13 protein-coding genes are annotated in these 13823 nt (G+C 35.7%); 2 read left to right on the top strand and 11 right to left on the bottom strand.

Going from position 1 to position 13823, the window contains the following annotated elements:
- Positions 1-39 precede the first annotated feature (39 nt).
- From THEXY_RS02585 to THEXY_RS02535, 11 genes are all read right to left on the bottom strand, one after another.
- Positions 40-1983 (bottom strand): MBL fold metallo-hydrolase, encoded by a 1944-nt coding sequence (locus THEXY_RS02585; protein WP_013787292.1) that lies wholly within the window; start codon positions 1981-1983, stop codon positions 40-42.
- An 80-nt stretch (positions 1984-2063) separates the two neighbouring features.
- Entirely contained in the window at positions 2064-2456 is a 393-nt protein-coding gene (gene dhaM, locus THEXY_RS02580) for a dihydroxyacetone kinase phosphoryl donor subunit DhaM (RefSeq protein ID WP_013787291.1), read from the bottom strand.
- 17 nt (positions 2457-2473) lie between these two features.
- Positions 2474-3115 carry a dihydroxyacetone kinase subunit DhaL gene (gene dhaL / locus THEXY_RS02575; protein WP_041592059.1) on the bottom strand — a complete coding sequence of 214 codons (642 nt, stop codon included), beginning with the start codon at positions 3113-3115 and terminating at the stop codon, positions 2474-2476.
- 26 nt (positions 3116-3141) lie between these two features.
- Positions 3142-4140, bottom strand: a complete 999-nt coding sequence (dhaK, locus tag THEXY_RS02570; protein ID WP_013787289.1) for a dihydroxyacetone kinase subunit DhaK — start codon at positions 4138-4140, stop codon at positions 3142-3144.
- A 160-nt stretch (positions 4141-4300) separates the two neighbouring features.
- The gene (locus THEXY_RS02565) at positions 4301-5932 is read right to left on the bottom strand and encodes a sigma 54-interacting transcriptional regulator (protein ID WP_041592058.1); all 1632 of its coding nucleotides are present in this window, start codon (positions 5930-5932) and stop codon (positions 4301-4303) included.
- 54 nt (positions 5933-5986) lie between these two features.
- Entirely contained in the window at positions 5987-6352 is a 366-nt protein-coding gene (locus tag THEXY_RS02560) for a DUF1667 domain-containing protein (protein WP_013787287.1), read from the bottom strand.
- Position 6353: 1 nt separating this feature from the next.
- Entirely contained in the window at positions 6354-7622 is a 1269-nt protein-coding gene (locus tag THEXY_RS02555; RefSeq protein WP_041592185.1) for an NAD(P)/FAD-dependent oxidoreductase, read from the bottom strand.
- Between the two features lie 3 nt (positions 7623-7625).
- Positions 7626-9107 (bottom strand): NAD(P)/FAD-dependent oxidoreductase, encoded by a 1482-nt coding sequence (locus THEXY_RS02550; protein ID WP_041592184.1) that lies wholly within the window; start codon positions 9105-9107, stop codon positions 7626-7628.
- Positions 9108-9248: 141 nt separating this feature from the next.
- Entirely contained in the window at positions 9249-10739 is a 1491-nt protein-coding gene (gene glpK / locus THEXY_RS02545; protein ID WP_013787284.1) for a glycerol kinase GlpK, read from the bottom strand.
- Positions 10740-10775: 36 nt separating this feature from the next.
- Positions 10776-11507 (bottom strand): MIP/aquaporin family protein, encoded by a 732-nt coding sequence (locus THEXY_RS02540; RefSeq protein ID WP_013787283.1) that lies wholly within the window; start codon positions 11505-11507, stop codon positions 10776-10778.
- 61 nt (positions 11508-11568) lie between these two features.
- A complete protein-coding gene (locus THEXY_RS02535) occupies positions 11569-12138 on the bottom strand; it encodes a glycerol-3-phosphate responsive antiterminator (RefSeq protein WP_013787282.1) in 570 nt (189 codons plus the stop codon).
- Between the two features lie 241 nt (positions 12139-12379).
- Here THEXY_RS02535 and THEXY_RS02530 point away from each other — a divergent pair, with 241 nt between their 5' ends.
- Both THEXY_RS02530 and arsB read left to right on the top strand, forming a co-directional pair.
- Complete coding sequence (locus tag THEXY_RS02530) at positions 12380-12739, top strand: ArsR/SmtB family transcription factor (RefSeq protein WP_013787281.1); 360 nt, start codon at positions 12380-12382, stop codon at positions 12737-12739.
- Position 12740: 1 nt separating this feature from the next.
- On the top strand, positions 12741-13817 hold the full coding sequence (arsB, locus tag THEXY_RS02525; RefSeq protein ID WP_013787280.1) for an ACR3 family arsenite efflux transporter: 1077 nt from the start codon (positions 12741-12743) through the stop codon (positions 13815-13817).
- The last annotated feature ends 6 nt before the right edge of the window (positions 13818-13823 follow it).

The following is a 13823-nucleotide window of genomic DNA, read 5'->3' as shown; positions in this document are numbered from 1 at the left end:
CCTCCTTTACTCCCTCATGGTAAAATAAATTTAAAGGCTCTACGGAGCCATAACGTCTACATCATCAAACATATTCAAAATCTCCTCAATATTAAATGTACTATTTGTCTTTGCTCCTCTATGAACAATATAAACCTTTTTAGGTGTCAATTTCAAAAATACTTCTAAAATATCCTGCAGTATCCCATGGTTGATAATAGGAATATTCTCCTGCAACATAGATATAGGTTTCTTTATGTTGTTGCTTATGTTTAGCAAAATCGCATTGTCAAATGACATCAACTCCCGCCCGTACACAAAAGAAGTACTGCCTTCGGTAAGATTGTCCGAGCTGGTCATTACCAGACAATTTCCCAGCGAAATTTCCTTTCTTATAAATTCCCTTTTGCTATCATACAATTTTATGTCATTTGCATTTAATATGCCATTTCCGTAGATAGGCCCTCTTACTTTTTCATATAACATGGTTATATACGACAATGCTCCATCAACATACACATTGTACGGCATATATTCAAAGTTTCTCTTCATAAGCATCAATAAATCTTGAGCTTTCCCTACAGCAAATGCAGGTATAAAGCCAACACCACGATTGGCTAATTCCTCTATCACTTCCAGAATCAACTTATCTTGAATTGTCTTATCATAAACGCTAAAGCTTGACGTATATCCAAACGTAGCTTCAGTAATCAGCACATCAGCGTGCATTCCATCAGGAATTGTAAGACCACTATTTGTCTCAACATCTTTTACAGTAAAATCGCCTGTATAAAACACTGAAAAACCACCAATTTCTGCGTAAACCCCGCAAGCCCCCAATATATGTCCGGATGGAATAAGCTTCACTAAGACTCTTTTGCCTTTCACAGATTCATCAAAAAGGCAATCGGTCAATGTCATGCTGTTTATTTTATTCAGCAACTTATAATCAGCATCATTTAGATTTAAATCCTGCATATTGCTGTTTTTAGAAAAAAATCCGTTCAATATATATTTCGTCTCATAAGACATAATTATAGGACAATTTAGTCCGCTTTTTATAAGGTTTACAATGCCCCCGCAGTGATCAAGATGGCAATGTGTAATAATGAGTAAATCAATATCTTTAATATCAATGCCAATTTTTTTTAAATTCTCGTAATATATGTGATCATCTTTAAAGTTAATTCCACAATCTAATAATACATTAACATCATCGTACGTTATTAAGTAACTACTACCACCCGTACCACCACCTTCTAATAAATTAAATTTAAAAAGACTAAAATCCCGACTTTCACGATCTCTATTGCTATAAAGTTCGTAATACTTTTTTAAAATAATCTTATTTTCGGGAAAGTGCCTAAAATATTTAACCTTTCTAAGCTCATCATCCCCTTTAATACCCCACTGTATCATTAGCCTAATCATTCTCAAATTGTCGTGATTAAGCTCATAAGCCTTCCTCAATTCAATATACCATCTCTCGTTTCTATCATCTTTGTACACCTCTGCCAATACAGTATGTATTAATGACTGAAAAAATCTGTCAGTATTTTTTTCTGCCATATATAGTAGTTCGTCCTCAATTGAATAATTCCTGCTTTTATTTTTAAAACTTAATATAAAAATATATAAATTTATCCAATTATTTTCTTCATCGTAGTTCATCAATTGCTCATATATGCCATCTTTTTTTAGCGACAATTCGAACATATCAAGCAACAGCACACATTCAATAAATAATGATATGTTATTCTTAGATAAAATAATATTATCAAAAATGTTCAAAAAGTGCTCTTTCGCATCTTCAATAATACCGAGATAAATTTCAACTTTAATTTGCCATAAAATTAAGTATAAGTAAATACTTCTATCGAGATCGCTGACGAGATTTTTCTGTTTGAAAATGTATTTATACGCATCCATGTACCTCCTTTCTTCTACATATGTTTTAAGTTTGGTATCGTATTCAGAAACTATGTGATCGTAAATTGACTTCACCCCCCTCTGTATATTATATATTTTAATATTTTTTTATAAAAATTTCTACAAAAAAATAAAGCCTGGTTTCATCCAGGCAATTAAATCTTAACAAGATTTTTAGCCGCTTCTGCTACTGCTTTAACTTTTAATATGTCACTGCCTATTGAAGCTTCTACGCTTGCAGCAATCGTTCCTTCAACAAGAGGCGCATCTGCTATCTCAACTTTTCCCGCGTATTCTTCATCAAGAAATTCTAACGCCATTTGAGCACTCATTACAGAACTTCCTAAATCAACTAAGATTAAAACGCCGTCGCCGCTTTCGCACTTTTTTATTTCTTCTACGATTTCGTCTACATTTGTGCCTAATCGCCCATCTTTGGTGCCGCCAGACTTGCCTATCCTTATTTTCCCTCCTGTCATCTGGTCAGCTAATTCATACAAGCCATCTGCCACCTTCTTTGAATGAGACACAATAACTATACCTACCATTAGATCCAATCCTTTCTTCATTGTTGCAACTTATCTACATAATCAGCAACAGTTTTTATCATCAAATAAGCTGATGTTGCTCCAGGATCCTGATGTCCTATGCTTCTTTCGCCAAGATAGCTGGCTCTGCCTTTTTTTGCAGCAATGTCTTTAGTCATTAAAACACCATTGTATGCATTATTTGCCGCTGCTTCTATAGCTTCTTTTAAACCACGTCCTTCACTTAATGCTTTCTTTAACTCATTCAAGGCAGGCTCCATCGAGTCGATCATAGTCTTGTCTCCTACTTGTGCTTTTCCTCTTTCTTTTATTCCAGAAAGACCAGCCTCAAACATCGCGACAATGTCATTTTCATCTAATGTGTTTTTGCCTGATACTACATTTCCCATTCTCATGAAAAATGTTCCATAAAGTGGTCCAGATGCTCCACCAACAGTAGAAACTAAAACCATACCAACATTTTTAAGTATTGTGCCTATGTCTTTATCTGAAAATTGTGTCATCTTATCCCTCACTGCTTTAAATCCCCTATCAAGATTTATGCCGTGATCAGCATCACCTATTGCTGCATCCAGATCTGTAAGGTATTGCCTATTATCTTCAATTGTCTTTACTATGTCATTTAAAATGTTTACTACGTCTGTCTTTCTCAACAACAATATCATCATCCCTTTCGGCTCATATCTTATAATTGCTTAAAGGCAGGTGTATCTGCTGATGCATCTAAAAGCGATTTAAGTTCTTCATCAAGTTTTAAAAGTGTTATTGAAAATCCGCTCATCTCAAGGGACGTCATGTATTCACCCACGAAAGTTTTATAAACGTTGATATTTTTTCCCATAAGGTATTCATTCACTTCTTTGTTTGCTATGAAAAGCTCTGAAAGAGGTGTAGCACCAAGGCCATTTACCATCAATGCCACTTCATCACCGTCGTTAAACGGCAAGTCAGAAACAATTTTGTCCATAAGCTCAGCAACTATCTCTTTTGCACTTTTTATCTTCTCCCTATGTGTACCAGGTTCACCGTGTATTCCAATTCCTATCTCAATTTCATCTTCTTCAAGTGTAAAGCTTGGTTTTCCTGCTGCAGGCACAATGCATGGTGTAAATGCCATTCCCATAGACCTTAAATTCTTTATGACCTTTTCTGCAACTTCCTTGACTTCTTCAATCTCAGCCCCTTCTTCAGCTTTAGCTCCAGCTATTTTATGGACGAAAACAGTACCTGCAATACCTCTCCTGCCCTGCGTATATGTGCTGTTTTCAACAGCCACATCATCATTCACAATCACTTCTGAAACCTTTATACCATCCATTTCAGCCATCTCTTTTGCCATCTCAAAATTCATTACATCGCCTGTATAATTTTTGATTATGAGCAAAACACCTTTTCCGCCGTCAACAGCTTTTATAGCTTCATAGATTTGATCAGGCGTTGGCGACGTAAAAACAGCACCTAAGCAAGCTGCATCCAACATGCCTTTACCTACATACCCTGCATGTGCAGGCTCATGTCCACTGCCACCACCGCTTACAAGCCCAACTTTCCCCTCTACAGGAGATGTTTTTCTTACTACAACATCTACATTATCAAGCTTTCTCAAGTATGTTGGATATGCGTAAAGAAGTCCTGCCACCATTTCCTTTACAACTTCTTCAGGATTGTTAATGAGCTTTTTCATGATATTAACCCCCATATTTTTTATTTTTTTATATCTACTGCAAATTGTATGCCAATAAAAAAGGTCATATGCAGATGAAAATGTCAGCATATGGCCACTTCAATGAAAAGATTTTTATTTTTTCTTGGTAAAAAGTATCAATCATAAATGAATCCTGATATTAATTTTCAACCAGATGAAATTTTCTCGCTTTAGCTGCAACTGTTTTATGGGTCAATCCTAAGGCTTTTCCAGCTTTGTTAAAACTTTTATACCTGGATAATGCAGCTTTGATTATTTTATACTCATAATTTTCCATCTTTTCAATATCGTAATTGTCGCCTAAATATATTACCTCATCGTCTTTGCTGTCTTTTACATTTTTTATATACGATGGAAGATCATCGAAGTCAATGTACTCTTTATCGCTTAATGTTATGCACCTTTCAATTAGATTTTCAAGCTCTCTTATATTTCCCGGCCAATCATACTTTATCAGGGATTTTATGGCTATGTTTGTAATAAAATGAACATTTCTTCCAAGTTTTTTGTTCATCTTCTTTATAAAATGCTCTACCAAAACAGGAATGTCCTCTTTTCTATCCCTTAAAGCTGGCAAAAAGACAGGTATAACATTTAACCTGTAGTAAAGATCTTCCCTAAATGTGCCATTTTTCATAGCTTCTTCAAGGTTTTTGTTTGTTGCCGCAATTATCCTTACATCTACTTTTATAGTCTTTATTCCACCAACTCTTTCAAACTCTTTATCTTGAAGAACCCTTAAAAGTTTTGCTTGAATTTCTATTGGTATATCTCCTATTTCATCCAGGAAGATCGTCCCTCCATCAGCAAGTTCAAACTTCCCTATTTTCTGCATTATTGCGCCAGTAAACGCTCCTTTTTCGTGACCAAAAAGCTCACTTTCTAAAAGTGTGCTTGGTATAGCAGCACAATTTACCCTTATAAAAGGTTTATCGTGTCTTTTGCTTGAATAATGTATCGCATTAGCAACTAATTCTTTTCCTGTCCCGCTTTCGCCTCGTATTATTACGTTAGAATCCGTTTCTGCCGCTTTAGATGCCACCGTCAATGCATCTTTCAATTTTCCGCTGTTACCTACTATTATGTCAAAGGCTTTATCAAGTTTTCTGCTCCTTTTAAGTTCTCCTTCAAGGTACTCGATTTGTGGAAAATCTTGAAATACAACCAATGAACCAGTAATGTTGCCTCCAGCATAAATAGGAGTCATGTTTAAAAAAAGCGTCTTTTCACCTATGACGTATTTTTTGTTTAAAAACTCACTTCCATATTTTAAGACTTGACTTACATCTATATCTGACATAACTTCACTTATATTTTTGCCGATTGCCTTATCAAGGCTAAAACCTGTTATTTTTTCAGATGCTTTATTAAATATAGTTATGATTCCATTATCGTCCGTAGCAATTATGCCAACTGCAATGGAGTTAAATATTTCTTCGTACGCAATAGACGTATTCTTTAAAAGCTCATATGTTCCACTCTCGTCATTCACCTTTTTTAAATCCACTAAAAAAATCTTTTTAATCTCTTCCATTGAAGAAATGCAGTTATCTCCTTCTACGATTATATCAATATCATCGCCTTCTGATGCAAAAAAAGTTATCATGGAAAGCATGCTATTGGCAGGCACAAGCCTTGCGCTTTCAGCTTTTTTAAGCATAACTTTGACATTGTCCTTTTTGCATACGTCATTTACTCTCCTGACTATCATTGCAGATATTTGCGAGTGTATATTAATTGGAGACTTTATTCTTTCACAAATTTTCTCCATACTTTGCATTCCTTCCTCATTAAAATATGTCATAATTAATAAGCCACTAAACACTTATTTGCTGTAAAGATTTCTCGTTGCAATAACATCCACACCAGTATTTAAGATGTTTTTGACAACGACATCACCTACATTAATCGGCGGCTTTAAAGTTATTTTAGATAGTTCCATCACTGCTTTGCCGATAAGCTCTTTTGGAATTGGCTCTTTAGTCCTGACAGAAACTACTGGAAGATGACCCTTTTCAGCTTTTACTATTGTAGTCAGAGTCCTTTTGGGAGCAATTATCTCATCTTCAGCATACTTTAATCCTCTTTTGCACTCATATCCTGTGATATTTACAATTTCCTTTCCTTCCATTTCTACAACCAAGCGACAACCATTTGGGCATACAATACAAGTTAATTCTCTTTTTATCATATTATACCACCTCTACTTCGAATGTGATTTCATCTGCAGGAGATAGATCATCTCTTAAAAATTTTTCCTTTGGCACATCTATTAATATCATCTCTCCTGGTGTCAACCTCTGCATTTTTTTCCTGGCTATCTCTCTGTCACCTGATTTCACGGCGATATAAGCGTTTTTGTACACATCAGTAGGCCTCATGTGAAATTTAACTTTTGCATCTATATTATCATAATTTACTATTTGCGGCACCACATATCTAATGCCTAAACCAGCTTTCACGACGATGTATCGCCCTTCTTTTATTAACATATTATTAATGTACTTTACTGCAGAATCAGCCGCCAGCCTTGCTTCTTTTGTAACATTGTCCACAAGATCGTGCACTTGCAACACATTGCCACAGGCAAATATTCCTTCCACATTCGTTTCCATACTTTCATTCACAAGCGGTCCCCCAGTAACGGGATCTAACATTATGCCTGCACTTTTTGACAGTTCATTCTCAGGAATCAAACCTACAGATAATATTAAAGTATCACAGCTTATGTATTTAGCTGTGTTTAATATTGGCTTTCTGTTTTCATCTACCTGTGCTATCGTCACACCTTCAACTCTTTCTTTACCGCGTATTTCTATCACAGTGTGGCTTAAAAGAAGCGGTATGCCAAAGTCATCTAAACACTGAACAATGTTTCTGGTAAGTCCACTGGAATAAGGCATAAGTTCAACAACAGCTTTTACCGTAGCACCTTCAAGCGTAAACCTCCTGGCCATTATAAGTCCAATATCACCAGAACCCAATATCACAATCTCTTTGCCAGGCATGTATCCTTCCATATTTACATATCTTTGTGCCGTTCCCGCCGTAAATATCCCTGCAGGCCTTGTGCCAGGTATGCTGATTGCACCTCTTGGCCTTTCTCTACAGCCCATCGCAAGTATTATCGCTTTCGCTTTAATCTCCATGACGCCATTTTCTTGATTTACTGCTTTAACTACTTTATCGCTTGATATGTTTAATACCATCGTATTAAGCATAATCTTTATTCCATATTCATTTACCTTTTCTATAAATCTTTCTGCGTATTCCGGCCCAGATAATTCTTCTTTGAATTCAATAAGTCCAAATCCATTGTGTATGCACTGCTGAAGTATTCCTCCCGGATAGCTGTCCCTTTCGATTATTAAAATATCTTTTACACCTTTTTCATACGCTTCAACTGCTGCTCCAAGTCCTGCAGGACCTGCACCAATTATTACTATGTCGTATTTCATCATCATCTACACCCCACTTTTTAATAGTTCATTGTACAAATTTACGACGTATTCTTTCGCTTTAGCCGTCAAAATATTTGAATTGCCGCCAAACTTTGTGACATTAAGCGGATCTACATTAAGCTCTCTTGAAAGTATCTCTAACACTCTGGGGCTGCAAAATCCACCTTGACATCTGCCCATGCCAGCTCTGGTCCGCCTCTTTACGCCGTCAATGCTTTTTGCGCCAACAGGCCTTCTTATGGCATCAATTATCTCACCTTCAGTAACTGTCTCACATCTGCAAATGATCTTTCCATAAGCAGGTTCTCTCTTTATCAGCTCATTTCTTTCTTCATCTGTCAATTCATTAAAGCGTATGACAGGCTTCCTCTTGGGATTGAAATTATCTTTTTCAACCATTTTAAGTCCTGCATCTTTAAGAATTTCTCTTACCATCTCCGCAATTGCTGGTGATGATGTGAAACCAGGTGATTCAATGCCTGCTACATTTATAAAACCTTTAACATCTGATTCGCTTATAATAAAATCTTCGCCATATACATCTGGCACAGCCCTTACACCAGTAAATTGTGTTATCGTCTTCCTTTCGTTAAATTTTTCAACGCTCTTTTTGGCGCCTTTTATAGCCTTCTCCAATCCTTTGTAAGTAGTCTTTCGAAATTCCTTATTGGATATATCCTCAGACGTAGGACCTATAAGCAAGTTGCCATCAACAGTTGGCGACACCAGTATTCCTTTTCCCATCTTAGTTGGTACTTGAAATATGACGGTATTTGCCAAATAGCCTTCTTCTTTATCTAAAATCAAATATTCGCCTTTTCTTGGATGAATCGAAAAATGTTTATCGCTTACCATATTGTTTATCACATCTGCATAAAGCCCTGCCGCATTGATTACGTATTTGCTAAAATACTCTTTCACTTGTGTTTTTACCCTAAAAACATCGTCTTCTTTATCTATAGATATGACTTCTTGATTAAATACAAATTCGACGCCGTTTTGTGCAGCATTTTCAGCCAAGGCTATTACAAAACCGTAAGGACATATAATACCTGCTGTCTTTGCATATAAAGCAGCAACAATTGTGTCGTTTATGTTTGGTTCAATTTCCTTAACCATATCCGAAGATATAATAGACATATTCTTGACGCCATTTTTTAACCCTCTATCATACAATTTATAAAGGCTATCTACTTCATCTTGTGAAAATGCGGCAACAAGTGAACCAACTCTTTTCATTGGAACATCTAAATCTTTACAAAGCTCATCAAACATCTCATTTCCTCTTACATTTAGTTTGGCTTTCAATGTACCAGGCACTGGGTCGTATCCCGCATGAAGTATAGCACTATTGGCTTTTGATGCACCACCTGACGCTACATCATCTTCTTTTTCTATAAGCAGAACTTTAATGTTGTATTTAGATAATTCTCTGGCAACTGATGAACCTACTACACCGCCGCCGATTATTATGACATCGTACATTTTACCATCCCTTTCAGCTATCAAATTCTTAAAAAAAGACAAAGCCATATATAGCCGGCTATCCGGTTATATATGGCTCTCCTATTCTCCGCCATCCTAATATTCAATTGTATCTTTTGTTTATCAATTTAATTATACCACTTAATCAGCCCAATTCATAGACCTTTCTACGGCTTTTTTCCATCCCGCATAAAGTTTTTCTCTTGTTTCATCATTCATGTTAGGCTCGAAATGTCTGTCAACTCCCCAATTCTTAGCTACTTCTTCTCTGCCACTCCAGAATCCTGTAGCAATACCTGCAAGATATGATGCACCTAATGCAGTCGTCTCTATGACAGTAGGTCTATCTACAGGTACACCTAATATATCTGCCTGGAACTGCATCAAGAAATTATTTGCAGATGCTCCACCGTCAACCTTTAATGCACTTAACTTTATACCAGAATCATCCTGCATAGCCTCTAAGACGTCTCTCGTCTGATACGCCAAAGATTCTAACGTTGCTCTTATAATGTGCTCTCTTTTCACACCTCTTGTCAAGCCCAAAATCGCGCCCCTTGCATACATATCCCAGTATGGTGCACCTAATCCCACAAATGCCGGCACAACGTACACTCCATTTGTGTCACTGACCCTTTGAGCGTATTCTTCACTTTGCGGTGAATTGTCAATTATCTTAAGCTCATCTCTTAGCCACTGTATAGCAGCACCAGCTATGAATATGCTTCCTTCTAAAGCATATTCAACTTTATCATCGATACCCCACGCTATCGTGGTAAGCAAACCATTCTTGGATGGCACAGCCCTTTCGCCTGTATTCATAAGCATAAAGCATCCGGTTCCATAAGTATTCTTAGCCATTCCTTTGTCATAACAAGTCTGACCAAATAGTGCTGCTTGTTGGTCACCTGCGCAACCTGCTATAGGTATTTCAACGCCAAATATGCTTTTGTCCGTGTATCCGTATACATAACTGGACGGCTTAACATCAGGAAGCATCGATTCTGGAATGTCAAGATATTCTAATATGTCCTTATCCCACTTCAATTCGTATATGTTAAAAAGCATCGTACGAGAAGCATTAGAATAGTCTGTCACATGTGCCTTTCCACCAGTCAAATTCCAAATTAACCAGCTATCAATATTTCCAAAGTAAAGATCTCCATTTTCTGCTTTCTCCCTTGCACCTTCTACATTGTCAAGTATCCATTTTATCTTCGTACCCGAAAAATAAGCATCAACTACAAGACCAGTCTTCTTTAGAATTTCTTTGTCAAACCCACTATTTTTGATTTCATCGCAGATAGGTGCAGTCCTCCTACACTGCCAAACTATCGCATTGTACACTGGCTTGCCTGTGTTTTTATCCCAAACCACAGTCGTCTCTCTTTGATTTGTTATGCCGATTGCTGCAATATCTTCTGCCTTAATCCCAGTTTTCTCAAGCACCGCCTTAGCTACTTCTATCTGAGAATCTAAAATCTCCATAGGGTCGTGTTCAACCCACCCTGGATTAGGGTAAATCTGCGTAAACTCTTTGTTTAGTGATGCAACTATATTTCCACTGTGATCAAAGATTATTGCCCTTGAGCTTGTGGTGCCTTGATCTAATGCCATTATATACTTTGACATGATATGTTCCCCCTATATTTATTTTACTACAATTTTTTATAGCATGCTAACAAAAATTTGATATACTAATGCACCTAATAATCCTCCAATAATAGGGCCAAATATAGGTACTATCAATCCATATTGCCAGTCAGAATCACCTTTTCCAGCTATGGGTAATATTGAATGTGCAATTCTTGGTCCTAAATCTCTCGCTGGATTCATAGCATAACCAGTCGGGCCACCAAATGACAGTCCTAACCCCCATATCAGTGCAAAAATGACACCTGGCGAGATACCATTTACAGCTTTTACAGAACTAATTCCCAATACCGCAAATACGAGAATAAATGTGGCAATTACCTCCGTTAAAATGTTTGCTGGTATATTTCTAACAGCCGGTGTTGTACAGAATATTGACAATTTACCTAATTTATCATCTGTTTCTGCCCAATGTGGAAAATATAACAGCCATACTAAAACACCACCTGCAATGCCACCCAGCAATTGTGAAACAATATAACCAGGTACGTCTGCCCATGGAAATTTACCAAATGCAGCCAATGCAATTGTCAAAGCTGGATTTAGATGTGCACCACTGATATTGCCAAATATAAAAGCAGGTATTCCAACTCCTACTGCCCATCCAGTAGTAATTACTATCCATCCTCCATTATGACCTTTTGTTTTGTTTAATACAACGTTCGCAACAACACCATCTCCAAAAAGTATCAAAATCATTGTACCTAAAAATTCTGCAAAATATTTCCCTGTCAATGATACATTCATCAATACCCTCCTATTTTCTAAAATTTTAGCAAAAAAAACAGAAAACTACATTACCTCCTTGTCAGTCGATAAACCAAAGACTTTTTTCACTTGTAGAAACTGCTACTGCGCCAGAAGAAAGAGCATTTATCACATCTTCTTTTGTTTTAACTAAACCACCTGCAATAATAGGTTGATACACTTCCGTAGTAAGCTTTTTCGTCACATCATGTGCAACACCTGGCATCACCTCTATTGCAGTTGGTTCAATCTGCTTAATTGAATTTAAACCTGTTTTTAGCGCTTGCGTATCGAGAAGAAAAATGCGCTCAATACAAGGAATATTCAACTCCTTAGCATATGTAAGTATATTAGTACGCGTAGAAATTATACCATCTGGTTTTACTACTTCCTTAAGATACTCCACCGCCTTATAATCTTTACCAAGCCCTTCTACTAAATCAAAATGAATGAATGCTGTTTTCTCATGTGATTTAATGTCATCAATTGCATCTTTCAATATCAATATATTGCTTGTCAGCAAAAATATCACTTCACAGTTAGATGAGTAAACATCTTTTATATCTTCTAAATTTCTTATAGCTGCGATAATAGGAAAATTTTTAATCCTTTCAACAATGAAATTATCCACATCAATTCCTCCTATCATTTTATAAATGCAAATTGTATGCCAACACATCTTCATTTATTTTAGCATAAATATAATCTACAAGTTGATATATAATATCAAATTTATAAATTTGTATGGTAATTTATATCAAAATGTATAATATCAATACTAATAGAAATAATTAAGAAAATAAATTTGACAGATTGGTTTTGTTAAGCTATAATATGAGTATAATCAAATATAATCATAAGGAGGGTAGCTATTGAATATTGTTGGCGTCTTTAAGGCATTATGTGATGAAAACAGATTGAGAATATTTAACCTCTTATCACAAGAAACATTATGTGTATGTGATATAGAAACCATTTTAAACATGACTCAATCAAATGTTTCCCGCCATCTAAATAAGCTAAAAAGCGAAGGGATCATAACATTTGAAAAAAAAGCCCAGTGGGCTTATTACAAAATTGATGATAATTTTATAAAAGAAAATAAATTATTGTATGATTATCTGACTGGCACTTTAAGCAATTATTCGCAATTCATTTTAGACAATGAAAATTTAAAAAAACACAAAGAAAGTAAGTTATCTTGCGAACAGTTAACAAGAGGAGGTAATTAAATTGAGTGAAAATAAAAAAGGTTTATCTTTTCTAGATAGATTTTTAACTGTATGGATTTTATTAGCAATGATTATTGGTATTTTGATAGGATATATTTTCCCTAATTTTGCAAATATGCTTAATAAGCTTAGCATAGGAGCAACGTCGATTCCAATTGCAATTGGGCTTATTTTAATGATGTATCCACCACTTGCAAAAGTTAAATACGAGGAAATAGGAAAAAGCAAAACTTCAAAAAAACCTTTTAAAATTGCAATTTTATATAACTGGTTTATAGGACCTTTAGTGATGTTTCTTCTTGCCATTATATTTCTTCACAATTATCCACATCTAATGATAGGTGTAATACTGGTAGGACTTGCAAGATGCATTGCAATGGTATTAGTCTGGAATGATTTAGCAGATGGGGATAGAGATTTTGTTGCTCTTTTGGTGGCTTTTAACGCTATCTGGCAGGTAATCACTTATTCCATATTTGCTTATGTATTTATAAAAATACTTCCTCCGATTTTTGGTGTTAGCACCAAAGCAATTAATTTGAATATCTCTATAAAAGATATTGCTACATCTGTTCTTATATATCTCGGCATCCCATTTGTTGCAGGGGTTCTATCGAGATTGTTACTTGTTAAAGCTAAAGGAAACACATGGTATGAAAAAAATTTTATACCTAAAATAAGTCCTATTACTCTTATAGCACTTTTGTTTACAATTATAGTTATGTTCTCTCTAAAGGGAAAATATATAGTAACATTGCCTTTGCAAGTTTTAATGGTTGCAATTCCACTGACGCTATATTTTATTATAATGTTTCTAATGGGATTTTTCACATCATACAAATTTAAATACGGATATTCAGAAAGTACAACTGTTGGTTTAAATGCGGCAAGCAATGACTTTGAATTGGCAATAGCAGTTGCAGTTGCGGTTTTTGGACTTAATTCAAATGAGGCTTTTGCAAGTGTAATTGGCCCATTAATAGAAGTTCCTGTAATGCTAATGTTAGTTAATGTAGCCTTGTATTTTAGGAAAAGGCTCAACTGGAATAAAAACAAAGAATCAAACAGTGAAAAATAAGAGAGG

This window comes from Thermoanaerobacterium xylanolyticum LX-11 (assembly GCF_000189775.2).
Classification (GTDB): domain Bacteria; phylum Bacillota; class Thermoanaerobacteria; order Thermoanaerobacterales; family Thermoanaerobacteraceae; genus Thermoanaerobacterium; species Thermoanaerobacterium thermosulfurigenes.
The sequence above is the reverse complement of the archived record's forward strand: the minus strand, read 5'-3'. Positions and strand labels throughout refer to the sequence as shown.